Below are 15,225 nucleotides of genomic sequence, written 5' to 3' on the forward strand. Positions count from 1 at the left end.
AAGGGAGAACGTCATGAACATCGGTGAAGCATCCAAGGCTTCGAAGGTGTCGGCCAAGATGATCCGCTACTACGAGCAGATCGGTCTGATCCCCACGGCCAATCGAACCGATTCCGGCTACCGCGCCTACGCCAAGGAGGACGTACACCGGCTGCACTTTATCCGGCGCGCACGCGACCTCGGATTTTCCGTCGCCGAGATAACGGACCTGCTTGGGCTGTGGAACGACAAATCGCGCCAAAGTGCCGACGTCAAGCGCCTGGCCCAGCAGCACATCGCCGAGTTGGACCGGCGCATCGCCAGCATGCTGGCGATGGCCGAGACGCTCAAGGCGCTGATCCGATGCTGCGTGGGCGATGAACGGCCCGACTGCCCGATCCTGCTCACGCTGGAGCAGCCTGATACCAGCGATGATCCGCCCGAAGCACGCACCGGTGCCGTGCGCCGCCGCACGCGTGCCAACGGATCGTTGAAAAAAAAGCCGCATACGTACTGAGCCGTCAATAGAGATATGCCAAAAATCACCGTCTTGCCCCATCCTGAACTGGCGCCCGAGGGCGCCGAGCTGAACGTGCCGGCCGGCACCTCGATCTGCGAGGCGCTGCTGGACAACGGCATCGAAATCGAGCATGCCTGCGACATGAGCTGCGCATGCACGACCTGCCACTGCATCGTACGGAAGGGGTTCGACTCCCTCAACGAGGTCGAGGAGTGCGAGGACGATTTGCTTGACCGGGCCTGGGGGCTGGAGCCGCGTTCGCGCCTGAGTTGCCAGGCTATCGTGGCGAACGAGGACCTGACCATCGAGATTCCGAAGTACACGGTCAACCACGCCAGGGAGAACTAATAGGGCATGGCGGGCCGCCAGGCTCGCCGTTCTGCGACTGGGTCGTTCTGGCAGGGGGGAGGACTTCGTTGCGGCGACCCAAGTGTCGATTCCCCGGGCACTCTTCATCGGCACCGTCGCGACGCGTCGGTCCTCGAGGTGGTCTATGTCGATGACAGGGAGCCCAGGTGGGCCTGCGTGGGCGGGAACGGCAATATGCCGCCGGCCTTCGTGTTTGGACCGGCAACCATATGATGGGGCGATGGCCCTGTGGAGGTGAATCGGCTACTTGAAATGCACTGAGCGCCGCGCCAGGTACGGCGCAGCGCTGGTGCTCGCATCGCGGGCAACCTAGTGCAGGCCAACCGCGCTTCGGCGTTACTGGGCTCTCGGCGGGAAGCCAGCCGCGCTCAGGGCCGCGGCGATCTGCTTTTCCGAGACCGCAGTCTGCACCTCAACGCGCCGGGTCGGCGGGTCTGTGACTATCGTGGCGGTCGGGTCGATCGACTGGATTGTCTTGGTAACGGTGCGAGCGCAGCCGCCGCAGGTCATGTTCTCGAGATGAAATTGCATGGAAAACTCCGTCCGGGTGGATGCTTGAAGCTTGGTCCTTGCCAGGGTTGGAAGGTCAAGCGCTACCTGCGTCCCCACCACAGCCATTGGCCAAATGCTAGTCGCGGTCGGACGGTGGCGTTTTCACACGGTCCGGAAAACCCGAACTTGCTGGTAGCGCCGTTGACTGCCTGCGGCCAGTCGGAAACGTCTCATTAAGGGCAACACTTCGGGAACCGTATCCCGGCATGGATCGAACTGGTCGGCAATCCGGCGCGGGCAGGCGCGGACCTTACCCGTGCTCACTGAGTCGCCGGACCTCGTCGCCGACAAGTTCGGACAACTCCGGCAGGCGCCATGGCGGGGCGGCAAACACACTATTGTTAGTGTCGGACGAAACGCAGAGCCGGATCTGCCTTACCGTCTCCTGACTGTATTCGACTCTCACAACCCGAGTGGTGCTGGCCGGACGCCAGTCACCTGCTTGAAGAAAGTACGTTGTACCACTGCCATGCTCGAGCGGATCCACCATCAGTTCGAAACTTGAAGTCAGGAAGTTGTGCAGCTCGGACTTTGTCATGACTATCTAGCATCGAGAAAATGCGCTGCTCCTACCTCCGCATGGTGCAAGCCTCCAGTCTCGCCAGAGCTTCGCTGCCCTCCAAGAGGGCTGGCTCGTACTTCCGGCGGGAACGCCGCGCGCGCGGATGCTGAGGCGCCTCGCCATCGCAAAGCGCGCACCCCCACTTCTTTTCATCCTTGCGCTGGCCATTGACGCAAGGAGGTGAATGCATTTATACAGGAAGCGAAAAGTCGGGACCGGCGTCGGCAGCTGCCTGTAACGGTGGGCGGACCCCCGACTTCCTATTCTGCGGGCGCTCGATCGAGCGCCCTTTTCTCGCACGCGTCAGTTCGTCGCCCAGTCAACCATGGCGGTGGGCGAACACGGCTGGCTACCTGGCCTCCTGAGGCTGACCTTCGCACGGCGCAGCTGCGCACGGCCGTAGTGTCAGGGCGTCACGGCGCGAGGTGGCTTCGGCCGCGCCGCCCCGTTGTCCCTGCTTCGCAGACGAGTTCGGATCTCCGCCGGCGTCAAGACAGCGGCGCGGGCCGGAGGCAGACGCGCGTCCCAGATGACGTCTTTTCCGCCCCGATTATCCGGATGGCGGAGGCCCCAGCCCCGTCGACGGGCTGTCCAGTGGCTGTCGCGCGGACGTGACCCGGTCGCGGGCGCCGGCCATGGACGCTTGCGCCAGGGCCACGACGGAGGCGCCCGATGCATAGGCCTCGTCCGCGGCGCCGCGATGGTCGACAGATCGCCGTCGTGGTCGCTCGCGCGGAAGCGGGCCCAGGCACCCGGCACCAGTCGGACCTAGATCTGCGCCCAAGACCGATTCACCGCGTCGGCGAACAGCTGCGTGGTTGGGCGCACAATAGTCTCGACGGCACACAGGGCAATCACGCTGCTACCGCCTCGCGTGGCCTCGTCCGCCAGCGCCGCATGACCCGAAGCGTGGGGACCCCAGTGCGGGTCGACTTTGGGGCGAAGCAAGGGCCCAGTGTCAAGCGAGTCAGCAGCACGGCATCCGCGCCGCGCGCCAGCTCCTGCACGGCGTCACGCGTCTGGCACGCAATGGCAGGCGTCAGTCCGCCGGACCGCTCGGCGGCGAGCAGCAAATCGGCCCGAATTTGGTGGTGCAACGCTGTCAGCGGCAGAGCCAGTTGCTGCGCGCGTGGAAAACCTCGATGTTGCTGTGGGCAGTATGCAAAGCAGGCGAAGCGCATCCGGTCCCTCCCAGTGTGAGGCCGTAGTGTCCCATGACCGCCCGGCGCGGCCGCCCTGCCCGTTCGTTGCCGGCGCGCCAAGGCCATGGGGTCGTCGCGAGATCATCGTCGGTGCACCCGCACTGCCGCAGTGGCCAACACGCGGACTGCACTGACGATGCGAGCGGGATGAGCCCGCACCGTGGCCGGGCAGGGCCCGTCCCGCTCGCCAAGGGATTTGCGACCTCGATGATCGGGCCCCATGCCGATGGTCGCCACCTCGACCAGACCCCTCACCGAGGGACAGCCGGAGCGTTCCTGCACGACGACGCCGCGTCCCTGCGCTGACCGTTCGGCTGCCCAATATGCACGCGGGAGCACCACGATCCGCCGTAACCCGCGTTTTTCCGTACCTTGATAAGGTTTCTTATCAAGGTATGGAAAAATAGTGTACGGGTAGTAAGCAATCTTAAACCCACATCCTTTAGAATGTGCGTTGCACCCCATCTGACTAATCGCCGAAGACCGGCGAACCGTGCACTACCCCGGACCCTCTTATGAACGACCGTGTCAGGAAGGCTTTGTCGCGCCTCACTCGCCAGCACTTCGAGGCCGCCGCTCTCGCGTGGGACCCCATTGAAGGATACCCGCCCTTCTACGTTGCCCCGCGCCAGTGGTACGTCATCATCAACCGCCGGCACTATCCGCCCCGCGCCATCACAGCTCTGGCGATCGAACTGGCAGGTTTTGGCCGGCTCACGCCTGCGGATTTCGCCCGGTCTAACCGGCTCCTCCATAAGACGCTGCAGGCGCTTAAGTTTCGGGTGGTTGAACTTGGGGTCGGGCAACACGCACGGAAACGGGTAAATCTTGAGATCGGGTTGGCAGTAGGCCAGCGAGCTCGGCCTGACGATATCGACGCCACGCACGTGCGCGCTGCGGCTAAGCAGTGGTCAAGGGATAGGAGCTTCCAGAATTTTGGCGATTCCCTTCGGTACGACGTCCTAGTTGATCCGCGAGCCGACGGCAATATCAAACCTTTCCCTCCGAAGGCCATCGTCGCTATTGCGGCAATGAAGGCTGGCTTTGCGCCGTTGCGAACGAACCAGTTCTCCGGGGCGAAGAACGGCGCGTGGCACGGCCGGCTTCAAGAACTCGGGTTCGAGATCGTGGACAAGCGTCCTGGCAGCACACGGACGGTGAAGGTAACGCACCGGCCGGGTACTGCCTCGGCGGCCGCCGACAGGAAGGATCTTCAGAAGGCCTTGCGGGGCCGGCAACCCGTGATTGTGGAGAACGACCCCGAGGACGACATGCTCGATGCGCTGATCCGGGATCCTTCGCTGCCCGATAGCGTCCGTCGGAAGGTGGCGACTCGGCTCGGTCAGGGCAAGTTCCGAGAACGACTGATGGTCGCCTATGGGGGGCGCTGTGTACTCTCCGGCATCGACGTTCCGGAAGTGCTCCGTGCTGCCCATATCAAGGCGTGGGCGAAGTGTGAGGCGGACCCAACCGCCCGCCATGATCTCCACAACGGTCTGCTGTTACATGTGACCTATGACAGCCTATTCGAGGCCGGGCTGATTGCCTTTGACGACACCGGCAGGATCCTGATTGCCACCCTCTTGACGACCGAGCAACGCTCCAAGCTCGGTCTGAACAGTGCGATGCGATTACCGGGGACCGTTTCCCCCCGTCGACTAGGTTTCTTACGGGCGCATCGAAACGCCCACCACGATAAAGGCCGGCGCTATGAGTGAAAGCTGGGCCGGCTCCGCAATGGATGCCGGGAAGAATCCGCCGACCAGAACAGCGCCCCAGCGCCGGCGCTCAATCACGCGTCGTCAGCTGCACCGCGGCCATTTCGGTTTCCTGCGCGCCATCATTCAGGGGCTGCATGCCCGCCCAATGTGGGAACGCTACCTTGCCGAGGAAGGCGAGATCGAGGCCGAAGGACCTGCCCTAAACACGGAAAGCGAGGATGAGGCCGCTTTCGCTGGCTATCCGAAAGTTCGCCGAGTGACCGCTTGGTTGCGAGGCGAGCTTGCGGCCGCTGCGCTGCGAGCGCATCGTCCCGGCATGGCGCGGCTGGTCCAGGTCGATTTTCGCCAGATCGGACGCGCAGGCGTGGGGCTTCCTTCGTTGGAGGAATTCGCGGCTGCTGAAGGCCTCGACGGTTTTAGCGAGCGGGAGCAGCTGGAGGCGTATAGCGCGCGGTTTGGTGCGACCCTTCGTCGTGAGAGAAAGCGAATGGGATTGATGGCCAAGCAACTTGCGGCTATCGATTGGCTCGAAGCGCTTTACTCACGGCCGGTGCTGGTCGAGGACGCCTGCCGTGCGTGGCTGGCCGACACTATTGCTACCCGGCTTGAAGCCGCCGGCGTGGTCACGATCGGCGACCTCGTTGACCGCATTAACAGCCTCGGCCGCGGATGGACGCGGGCTTTGCGTGGAATCGGCGCCGGTAAGGCGACTGCGATTGAGCGGTTTTTGGACGCGCATGCAGACACGCTGGCCCGCCGAGTAGGCCAGCACGTCGCCGTCCCGCGGCGGCAGCGATATGCCCACGAATTGGCCCGTGTGGTTCCTCAGGCTACGGCCCTTGTCCCGCTGGAGAAGTTGATCGTTCCCGCGGACCTCGATGGCAGGGCGGGCTGCTACCGGCGCCCTCAGCAACAATGCCTGCTGTCGGCGCGCAACGACTATGAAGCCGTTCTGGCCTGGCTGCGAGCGAAGCCCGGGCTGCCGCCTGAGGAGGTGGCGAGCTTGCGCGAGAAGCGTCGTGACGTCACCACGGTGCCCGGTCCTCTGGACTGGCTCCACACTCTTTCTCACACTCAGCGCGCCTACCGAAAAGAGGCCGAGCGCTTCCTGCTTTGGGCAGTCCTCGTGCGGGGCAAGCCGCTGTCCTCGATGAGCCACGAGGACTGCGTAAGCTATCGGGAATTCCTCGCTAGTCCGCCGCCGGAATGGTGCGCCCCCCGCTCCCGAGAGCGTTGGAGCCCGGCCTGGCGCCCCTTCGAAGGCCCTTTGTCCCCACGCGCGCAATCCTATGCGATCGGCGTGTTGAACAACCTGTACCGCTTCCTCGTTGACCAGAATTACCTGATGGGCAATCCGTGGCACGGCGTGCATGTACCTCGGCTCGCGGCGCCCAGGATGGATACCGGGCGCAGTTTCACCGCCCAACAATGGGAATTCCTGTGCGGGAGGCTTGCCGCGCTGCCGCCGACCTCTGCCAACGACCGGTTGCGCCTCGCTTTGCCGTTGCTCTATGCGACAGGGCTGCGCCTGTCGGAGGTGGTTGCGGCCACCACCGACCACTTAGATTGGGAAAGCTTGCCTGACCCGGATGGGAAAGGTCGGGTGGAAGGCTGGTGGCTAGAGGTTTTAGGAAAGGGAAACAAGCTGCGCCGGGTGCCAGTGCCGCCCACGGTCATGAGGCAACTGGATGCTTACCTTGGAACTCGTGGATTTACCTCCGACAGCATCAACGGGCGGCTCCCTCGCGGGGTGGCGCTGCTGGGCCACGCGTTGGACGTGGATACCCGCGTCGCTTGGGTCCGTCGAGTTCCAGCAGATCCGGCCGCACCAATCTCTGTTCACACGCTCGCCGATCAACTGAAAGCCTTCTTTCGTGCCGCCGCGGCGGAAGTGCAAGACGAACGTGACGCTCAGCGGCTAGCGGCCGCGAGCACACACTGGCTACGTCACACCCACATCTCGCATGCGCTGGCTGCTGGCGCCCCGCTTGAAGTCGTGCAGCAGAATGCGGGGCATGCCTCTCTCGATACTACGACGCGCTACGTGACGACGGAGAAGGCTCGGCGAATGGCGGCCATGCATGCCGTATGGTCACGGACCGAGCGGCCCGTGACAGAGTAGCGCGGCCGCTCTGACGCAGGGGCGCCCTCCCCTGTTGGCACAAATGCCGGTCTCCAAGGCCTCTCATGCTGCAGCTAGCCGCGCGGCGCAGCCGAAGCGTTCGACTCTTGAGGCCTCTTTTTCAGTATATAACACCGTGGACCGGCGTACGCCCATCATGGCTTTCAGATTGTTCAAGTGATGGGACCCGGACGCACTCCTTTTCGGCGCCTCCACCGCACCCGTAGCGGCGGGCACAGCCGTCGAGGAAGTCTGGGTGACTACCCCTGCTTGAAGCGCTTCAGCGAAACGGATGAGATCCTGCCCCACGATCCGGCGCTTCCCTTCCTCTCCACTGCGCCCGTGCACGAGGACAGACTGTCCGTCGCTCTCCACCTCATAGATCCGCCCCGAGGGGTCGCGGTATGTCTTCCGGGCGGCCTCTGCCATGGTGAGCTTGATCACGGCTTTCTTACGCTTCGCCTCCAAGGCAGCCTCACGCTGGGTTACGCGGAGTCGAACCAGACCGGCGTAGTCGGTTGGCTTACCGATCAACGACAGCAGATAGGCTTTGGGGCTTGCGGCCTTTACCAAGCTTTCCCACGTGCATTCGACAATCTCAGAGAGCAGATGGCCATGCTGACGGGCCCGGCGCATCAGCCAGAAGACCAGCTTCTTATCGAAATCCAGGGTGCGAAGGCGCTGCAGGTCCTGAGGGAGCTCGCCCTGATGTCCTTTTTGAATAGGGTATGGGTTACGTTCTTCTGTAAACGGGACTCTCGTTTTGAGAGTCGGCAGGGTCACGGAAGGACGCACACCTTCTGCTTCCTCATGGCTCGGCGTTGCACTCCCCTCCGCTTTGCCCGCAGTCATGTCAGTCGGCTCCGTCAGGCCTAGCATGTCAGTGGCTTGCTTCGTCAGGTAGATGTACGCGCCGGCGAAACGGCCATAGCGCTTCCGGACCTGCGCATCGACAGTTATGAGCCCCAGCGACAGCAATTCCTTCTGAACCCGGTACCAGGTTGCAGCCGACATCCCGGTTTCTGCGCAGAGCGTCTCCCGGTGTTTGAAGATTCGCCCATTAGGATCGTCGTTGCTTGCGGTGCGTGCCAAGGCTACGAGGGCTGCCCGTGCGCTGCGACCCAGCCCCTGAATTCGGGTTGCGAGTTCTACTGCCTCGATGGTTTTGCGTTTGAGGCGCTTCCGGGCAGGCGGAACAATCCCGGCGGCATCTGCCGAGTCAGCGTCTAGGCGAGTGTTCTCCTCGCCAGCAACGGAGCGTTGCGCGAAAGTCATGTGACCTTCCCCATCAAAAAATGGTCGAAGTCGCTTGACTCGAAATCGCGATCAGCTACACTCCGTTAAACGAATCCATGTCGAGTGGCGTTCGGAGTGTGAGCTGGTCTAGAGATCAAGCAAGCTCACTGAAGTACTCAAAAGCCCGCGGTTGCAGCCGTGGGCTTTTGTTTTTCTACGTGATATCAGCTCATACGCATGCACCCTGAGCGCATTTGTAATACAAAGTCCTTAAAAATCAACGACTTAGCGTTTCGCATCTTCTGAGGAAGCAGTCTTCGCCAGCCGCTCAAGATGTTCGCGGATGGCTTCTTGTACTGCTTGAGCCTCATCCTCGCTTCGGAACTCGATCCGCATCACCTTCTTGGCAATGCGAACGTCGCACCAGGTCGCTTTCCCTGCCTTGACCTTGAAGCCGGTCGCGACCGCGGCCGCTTTTGCTTTTTGCGGTTCACTACGAGCCATGCGAACAGCCTGCTGCTGGTCAATCTTGCGATCAGCAAGCAACTTCACTGCGTCGATAACCCGCTCGCTCCGACCGTCTCTGGTCGCTGCGGCCAAGTCGTAGCCCGCGTTGGCGCCCAGCAGACCGGGTTGGTCGTCAAGCAACTGCAGAACCTCTGCTGGCAGATGACGAAACGACAGCAATTGCGAGAGGGTCGCCTCGGAAACGCCGGCCTGCTCTGCAATGCTCGCTTGGGTCTTGCCCGGTTGGCGCGCCAACAGCTCGTCGAACTTCCGGAATTTTTCGAAGTCCGTCAGATCCGACTGCATGAGGTTGGCGTAAAAAGCGCCTGCATCGGCTTCTTCCGAGCTCAGATCACCCAGTACACATCGGATCGTCGCCCGCCCCAAGTCACGGAATGCGTCGATTCGGTGATGCCCAGATACGATCTCAAAGCCACCTTCAGCACGAGGGCAGACGCTTACCGGGTGCACTAGCTTGTTGTGGCGGAGGTTCTCCCGCAGTTCTGCGTATTTCTCCGGAGGCATATACCGGCGACGTCCTGGAACCTCGTGCAACTGGTCGAGCGGAATGTCAACCGCTCCGCCGATCCGATGCGCTGCTTCTAGCTGGGCGCGCAACTCCGCGATCTCAGCGGCCTGACGCTCGACCTTGCCTTGCATATGCATGAGCTGACCGGGCGCCGTGCGAGGGGGCAGGGGACCGCGGGCAGCGGCCTTCTCCAGATCTTCAGGGGTTACCTTAATGCTGCCGGCTTTCGCCGCCAGCTTCTCTCTGAGGCTCATGATTCACTTCCTTGCCAAAGGGCGCTCACCTTGTCGTCGACATAGTCGACGAACTCATCGCACGGCTGGCGAATGCGCCGCATAGTCTCGGTATTCGCTTCTCCCGATGTGAGGTCGTAGACAGTCCGGAATTGGATACTGCTATTCCGAGCAAGGTCGGTTTCCGGAATCTCAATCGGAAGGACTCTCGATCCGTACACCCCGCGAATCCAGTCGGCGACGAGCCGGGGAGCATTCTTCTTCTCCATTCGCGTCAGAAGCACGTCCAGGAAGTCAAACTCCTTCTTGGAGGCCCCAACCTGCTCTTCCATACCCGTCACCAGGTCCGAGAACAGCTGCCAGAACTGAACCATCGACGCGAAAGCCAACGTATCGGGGACAACGGGGACGATCACCCCGTCCGCCGCGAAAATCGCGTTGATGGTGAGGTAGCTGAGGGTAGGCGCCGTATCCAGGATGATGTAGTCGTAGTCTTCCTTCAGCGATTCGAGTCCATTGCTCAGGACGCGCTCGAAGGGAATATGGCCTTCCTCGGTGGTGGCCCGGGCTGGCAGCATGAACTCGGCGTTGAATAACTCGGTGGACGATGGAATCAGGTCGAGGTTGTGCCAGTAAGTGGGCTGCGGAAGGCCCCGCATGTCGAAGGACTCTCCGCCGAGATATGCCTCGACCAGGGGCATAATGGTCTGTTCGGCCGATACTTCCGCATGCGGATTAATGCCGTACAGTGTCGTTGCACTACCCTGAGGATCGAGATCGACGTGGCACACCCGTCGGCCCCTACGCAGGCTAAGGCCCTGAGCGAGGAGGGTGGACATAGTCGTCTTGGTAACGCCACCTTTGAAGTTTGCAACGGCGATTACCTTTCCTGGTCCGCGGCGCGGTACGGGTTTTAGTTCGCTCCGTATCCACTGCATGGCCTCCTCGAGCGAAAAGTACCGCACGGCACCGGGACGCGCTTGCTGACCCTGAGGCAAATCCCCCTTCTTGAGGGATCGGTTCATTCGGGTCTTGTCGATTCCGCAGAGCTCTTGGAGACGGCCGGATGGAATCAAGGGCGCTTCCTTTCTTGGGAAGGGCTCCAACATCTCGTCGCGGATCTTCTGTAGCATCACGGCAGACAGACTCGCCAGCTGCTTCAGATCATCGGGCGTCGTTTTGCTCGGATTTGCGAGTTTGATATCCATTCGGTTCGAAGCTCTCAAAACTAGTCGCCGGAACCCCCGGCGATGCGTGCAACCGATTCGGAGAAAAATGACCCTTTCGGTTGCTGCCGTGAAGGGTAGCCGTACACCGAGGTATACGCAAGTTAACTTTGTGTCGTTGGATCGCTGCAAACCACGCGTTTAGGCGAAAGTCTTAAAGTTCTTCTTCAAGAAGCGCGTCGAAGTGCCTCACTCGGCACGCAGCCGACTACGAAATGCCCATCTCCAAGACGAACCGGGACGTAGGGTTCTTCTTCGCAGTCGAAATCCAGAGGGCGTCCCTCGCGCGGGTCATGGCGACGTAAAAGAGCCGGCGCTCCTCGCTTTCCGTGCTGGCCTCATCCGGGACGATCGTCTCCTCGGCCCGGATTACGACAACCGCAGACCACTCTCGCCCCTTCGAGGCGTGCATGGTTGTCAGTACCAAAGCATCGTCCGCCGGCTCGTTGTTCCTCTGCCGGAGGAACTTCAACCTCTCGGAGAAGGGCCCGCTAAGCCGAGTCAGTACCTCGTACGCCGTAGAGACCGCGCGTTTTGCCTTGTCGTCGCTGGCATAGCGGAGCATCCATTCCCGAACCCCGTCGAGCACCAGCGAGAAGTAGTCTCGTTCGCAGAGCGTTTGCCACTCCGTGAACCTCTTCTGGAACTCTCGGTACTTGGAAACGGTAGACTCGGCAACGCCGGCGTCCGTCAAGTCCTTCTTCGGAACCGCGCCCCGGGCGCCTGGCATCCTTGAATGGCGATGAATCAGGTCGAGCTCGGCTGCGCCAATCCCGGCGAACCCAAGCAGTGCATCGACACCTGTCGCCTTGCAGCCTTGGATCAGCTCTAGCAAGTCCCCCATCAGGCCGGCCTCTGGCCTGTCTAGTATCGACCTGCCGGCTGCACGGTGGTACTTGACTCCATGGGAGCGACACACTGCCTCGAGCGGATCCAGAATTCGGTTGGTCCTTGCCAGCACAGCCGCTGTTCCCCCGGCCCGGAGAACCGGCCCAAGAACTTCGATCGCCGCCACAGCTTCCTTGAACTCGTCATCCTGCCGCACGAACTCGATCTTTCCTCCTGGTCCGCGGTGGGACACCAGTTCTTTGAGGATGCGGTCCGGGTTATTCCGAATGACTCGGTCCGCGGCAGCCAAGATCTCCGAGTGCGAACGGTAGTTCTTCCCCAGCACGATCGACGTTGCCTCGAACTCGGCCGTAAAAGCCTGCATGCCGCGATAGCCAAGAGCGCTGCGGAAGCCGTAGATCGACTGGTCGTCGTCTCCCACCACGGTGACGGTAGAACCGGCTTGCCCGTGTAGCGCGGTCCATCGAGATTGCAGCCCGTCGCAATCCTGGTACTCGTCTACTAGGAGGTGAGTGACGGGATACGGATCGATATCGCCCGACTCCATGCCTCGCACAGCGAGGCGAAGCATGTCTTGGAAGTCGATCTTCCCGTTCCGGGCCAACGCACCCTGGTACGCATGGAACAGCTGCGATTCGACGGTCCCTAGCGATGGATCGGTGAGCTGAAGCTTCATCCGCTCAATGGCAGAGATAGCATCTTCTACGTCCATCTCGAATCCGCCATCTTGGAGGATCTGGGCAACGATCGCGAACCGTACCCCATCGTGGACGATATCGCGCTGGTTGCCGGGGCCTTTTCCAAGCTGCTTGAATGCCAGCGAGTGGAAAGTCCCGGCGATGAGTCTCTTCCGGACTCCGGCTCCAGCCAGTGCGAGGATCCGGTCGCGAAGCTCAACGGCAGCATCCTTACTGAACGTCACCGCACCTACAGTGACGCTCGGATCCGAAAGCAGGAACGCCGCCTTCGCAGCAATGGTGGCCGTCTTGCCGGCTCCGGGAACCGCCACGGCTACACAGTGCTGCCGTGCGTTGACAACTTCACGTTGGGACGGGTTGAGACCATCCAATACCTTATCGAGGGACATGAGCTGCGGTGTGAGGAGGAGGGCAAACTAGCGGCTAGGTCGGGATACCGCCAGCAACTGCCAGGTAGAGGCAGTTGCTGGAATGTTCAACGCATCTGGATGGTTTAGGAGTTGGGTCTGAGAGCCACCATATCGGACATTCCGGGCCAAAGTCCCGGAATGTGCGAGTACACGCGCGTACCGCCATGTACGACTTTGCCCGTCTCGCGAGGGGAAGCGGCATTCCGCTTCCCGACTCGGTCAGACATTCCGCACGGTGGTCATCAGTTTCAGGTGCGTCGTATAACTGCGCAGTCCGAGCGGCTGGAACTTGCGGAGGAAGCGGGACACTTCTTCATTGACATCGGTCATGTCCCGGATGCCGTTCCACACCATGAAGTCGAACTGATTCATCGCTTGGTCGAACTTGATGAGGACCTGAAGTGCACGAACGGCGAAGCGAGAATAGGCCTGGACCTCAATGTCAACAGCCGGCCGCGTGACCGAAGGTTCGAAAACGACGTCGTCCTTTGCCCGCATCTCCTGCTCGCGCTGCTGGCGGTAGGCGGAAGCGACGCGGAGCTGCTCATCCACGTAATCCTCAAGCTTCGCCAGCTCGCGCTCCATGAACGACTCGATCGTCGTCAGTTCGCTCCGAGAGAATGTGGCCTGACCGAAGCGCTGAAGATTCAGCGACATACGGTTCATGTACGGCCACCATTGCTCGAAAAGGGGGCGCAAGCGGGTGTGGTTGAGCTTCAGCGCGACGGACACGACTGCAGCGCCGGCGAGCTCCCGGTCGAGAATCTGGCGGCCAAGTTCCCGTCGACGCCGAACAATCGCTTGGCGATCCTCAGGGGACAGCTCGCGAAACAGCTTGCGCGTGCGTTCGACCTCAGCCTTCTTCTTCTCCAGATCCGCGGTCGAGATCAATCCCTCTTTCCGCAGGGCATCCGCAGAGGCATTCATCTCGGTCAGCTCTGCTTCCACATCGTCGGCAATCTCAGCCGTGCCGGTCCCAGGGTCCGGAAGGGCAAGGGGAAGGCCGGTCACAGGCTCATCCGCAACTGCTTCTGCGTGGGTCAGATCGATCGTGGTCATGATTTCTCCAAGAGTGACCGGCATGGCCGGCCTATTGCATTCAAACGGGGGACGGCTACTTGCCGACGTGGAACGACGCAGCGAGGCGCCAGCTGAGCATGCCAATGAGGCAGACGCCAAACGTCCACCACTCGGCAAGCAGGGGAACCGGAAGCAGGAGCGCGGACGCCCCAAGCCCGAAGGTGAGCAGCAGTGCGTGCGCTGCGACGTGGAATGTGACCGGGTTCGCGAACCCAGCGCCGGCGGCTCGAATCATCCGGGATACCGCCCCGTCGTTCACCAGCGCGGCAAACAGAACCATCCCCCCAAGGAGCCAGTAACCCGCGACCGACGCCCGGTACACGGCGCGATAGACGGACAGCCACATCCGCTTCAGCCAGTTCCGACCGAACTCTGACGCGCCGGCGTCAGACAAAAGAGTTGGCGCGTCGGATCCCTTGAAGGACGCTTCCAGCAGGCCAGATCGAACGAACCACCGGTCGAAGCGATCGTTTGCCGTTGCAGTGACCGCCTCCGCCCTAAGAGGACCCAAGGCGCGCGCTACTGACGCCTGCTCCGAATCGGTGACCTCAAAAGCTGCATCGTCGGGAATGATGGGTGTGATCGCGCAGATCATCAGCGGAGCGGCGAGCAGCCAGACCTTCACGTGAGACAGAAATCTGCTGGCCATGGCTCAAAACCAGCTTCGTGCCAAGAGAACAGGCAGCAAGGCGAACGCAACGAGCGCCGACCAGAAAATTGACGGCTTTCCGTGAGCGATATTGAGCAAAGCAAAGCAGGGCGCCGCCCGGCCACTCTTGAACTTGTCGGGCACCGGATCGGCCGGAGTGGCATCAAGCCATGCTTGCATCTCCAGGGCAAGCGATACGTCGACACGCCATAGCCGCGCCGAGAGCAAGGCGGGCGCCGTGCGAGCGCTGGCGAGGGCTTTCATTGCCCTAGTGTGCAAAGTCTCTTGCGACATCGTAGTTCTCGAAGTATCGGGTGAAGCAGGAGCCAGTGAGTACCCGCGCTGCCAGCTGGAATGCGGCGCACCGTTGAGTGACATTGCCCGGGGCAGGTTCATCCACGATTTGGCAGATGTAGCCGGCGGGCTGCCGCTGTTCGAAAGCGGGAATTGACTCTTCGTATGGGCACCAAACGTTGTACTTCTCGCCCTTGAAGGCGGCGTAGCGCTTTGCGTAAAGGTCGTGGGCGCGACCGAAGAGCCCCTTCACGAATGCGACATTTGGGTCGCCTCGTTTGCGAGCGGCCCGCCATCCGGCGAGCGCGTCAGTCAGCATCTCCTTGACGAGCGGTTCTTCACGAACTCTGAAATTGACGCCGATGTAGTCGACCAGGCGCGTGCACACGTCGTCCAGATCGGGCGAGACGATGAACACCGGAGAGAGCTTGGCAGAGAGTTTGTATTCCTTGACGACTTGTCGGAACAGGCTGGTGCGCATCGACCT

13 protein-coding genes are annotated in these 15,225 nt (G+C 61.7%); 4 read left to right on the plus strand and 9 right to left on the minus strand.

Features of this window, described 5'->3' with window-relative positions; translation table 11 throughout:
* The first annotated feature begins 13 nt into the window (after positions 1–13).
* Positions 14–496: a Cu(I)-responsive transcriptional regulator gene (gene cueR, locus K6V06_RS16590; protein ID WP_222245179.1), complete on the plus strand. Its 483-nt coding sequence runs from the start codon at positions 14–16 to the stop codon at positions 494–496.
* A 15-nt stretch (positions 497–511) separates the two neighbouring features.
* Positions 512–847, plus strand: coding sequence for an ISC system 2Fe-2S type ferredoxin (gene fdx, locus K6V06_RS16595; protein ID WP_222245181.1), 336 nt, complete (start codon positions 512–514; stop codon positions 845–847).
* A gap of 357 nt (positions 848–1,204) precedes the next feature.
* On the opposite strand, the gene K6V06_RS16600 is transcribed toward fdx, so the two are convergent.
* Positions 1,205–1,399: a heavy-metal-associated domain-containing protein gene (locus K6V06_RS16600; protein WP_222245183.1), complete on the minus strand. Its 195-nt coding sequence runs from the start codon at positions 1,397–1,399 to the stop codon at positions 1,205–1,207.
* A gap of 2,300 nt (positions 1,400–3,699) precedes the next feature.
* Here K6V06_RS16600 and K6V06_RS16605 point away from each other — a divergent pair.
* Together K6V06_RS16605 and K6V06_RS16610 are read left to right on the plus strand one after the other, a co-directional pair.
* Positions 3,700–4,902, plus strand: coding sequence for an HNH endonuclease (locus tag K6V06_RS16605; protein ID WP_222245185.1), 1,203 nt, complete (start codon positions 3,700–3,702; stop codon positions 4,900–4,902).
* Complete coding sequence (locus K6V06_RS16610; protein WP_255581904.1) at positions 4,895–7,027, plus strand: phage integrase family protein; 2,133 nt, start codon at positions 4,895–4,897, stop codon at positions 7,025–7,027. The genes K6V06_RS16605 and K6V06_RS16610 overlap by 8 nt, the downstream gene beginning before the upstream one ends.
* Before the next feature lie 63 nt (positions 7,028–7,090).
* Here the strand turns inward: K6V06_RS16610 and K6V06_RS16615 are convergent, their stop codons facing one another.
* The 8 genes from K6V06_RS16615 to K6V06_RS16650 form a co-directional block, all read right to left on the minus strand.
* The gene (locus tag K6V06_RS16615; protein ID WP_222245187.1) at positions 7,091–8,302 is read right to left on the minus strand and encodes a replication protein RepA; all 1,212 of its coding nucleotides are present in this window, start codon (positions 8,300–8,302) and stop codon (positions 7,091–7,093) included.
* Positions 8,303–8,548: 246 nt separating this feature from the next.
* The gene (locus tag K6V06_RS16620) at positions 8,549–9,553 is read right to left on the minus strand and encodes a ParB/RepB/Spo0J family partition protein (protein WP_222245189.1); all 1,005 of its coding nucleotides are present in this window, start codon (positions 9,551–9,553) and stop codon (positions 8,549–8,551) included.
* The gene (locus tag K6V06_RS16625) at positions 9,550–10,740 is read right to left on the minus strand and encodes a ParA family protein (protein WP_222245191.1); all 1,191 of its coding nucleotides are present in this window, start codon (positions 10,738–10,740) and stop codon (positions 9,550–9,552) included. The genes K6V06_RS16620 and K6V06_RS16625 overlap by 4 nt, the downstream gene beginning before the upstream one ends.
* A gap of 226 nt (positions 10,741–10,966) precedes the next feature.
* Positions 10,967–12,694, minus strand: a complete 1,728-nt coding sequence (locus K6V06_RS16630; RefSeq protein ID WP_222245193.1) for an ATP-dependent helicase — start codon at positions 12,692–12,694, stop codon at positions 10,967–10,969.
* A 240-nt stretch (positions 12,695–12,934) separates the two neighbouring features.
* Positions 12,935–13,774: an ATPase gene (locus K6V06_RS16635; protein ID WP_222245195.1), complete on the minus strand. Its 840-nt coding sequence runs from the start codon at positions 13,772–13,774 to the stop codon at positions 12,935–12,937.
* A gap of 55 nt (positions 13,775–13,829) precedes the next feature.
* Positions 13,830–14,420: a DUF4400 domain-containing protein gene (locus K6V06_RS16640; protein ID WP_370637488.1), complete on the minus strand. Its 591-nt coding sequence runs from the start codon at positions 14,418–14,420 to the stop codon at positions 13,830–13,832.
* A gap of 27 nt (positions 14,421–14,447) precedes the next feature.
* A complete protein-coding gene (locus tag K6V06_RS16645) occupies positions 14,448–14,708 on the minus strand; it encodes a hypothetical protein (RefSeq protein ID WP_255581905.1) in 261 nt (86 codons plus the stop codon).
* Positions 14,709–14,712: 4 nt separating this feature from the next.
* Positions 14,713–15,219, minus strand: a complete 507-nt coding sequence (locus K6V06_RS16650) for a hypothetical protein (RefSeq protein WP_222245201.1) — start codon at positions 15,217–15,219, stop codon at positions 14,713–14,715.
* Between the last annotated feature and the right edge of the window lie 6 nt (positions 15,220–15,225).

This window comes from Cupriavidus sp. AU9028 (assembly GCF_019795295.1).
In the GTDB taxonomy this organism is placed as follows: Bacteria; Pseudomonadota; Gammaproteobacteria; order Burkholderiales; family Burkholderiaceae; genus Cupriavidus.